This window comes from Staphylococcus rostri (genome assembly GCF_002902145.1).
GTDB lineage: Bacteria > Bacillota > Bacilli > Staphylococcales > Staphylococcaceae > Staphylococcus > Staphylococcus rostri.
Map to the genome: position 1 here is coordinate 1 of NZ_PPRF01000153.1, position 207 is coordinate 207.

The window sequence follows — 207 nt, forward strand, 5'->3', positions numbered from 1 at the left end:
TCCGTTTGGTTCAGCTGTACCTGTGATGACTTTGTCACCCGGTTGTGGGTTTGTCACTGTTGGTGCGTCTGGTGCTACTGTATCAGTTACTGTACCTTCTGTTGGTGTTGACGTATTACCGTTGCCATCTTTCGCTACAACTGTAACTTTGTCGCCTTCTTTAAGTTCTACACCTTCTGGTACATCTACTTTGTAGTTACCATCTGC

General features: G+C 45.4%; 1 pseudogene. It reads right to left on the bottom strand.

The features are described 5' to 3' along the window. Nucleotides 1–207: pseudogene (locus tag CD122_RS12095) on the bottom strand (hypothetical protein); the annotation flags it as partial.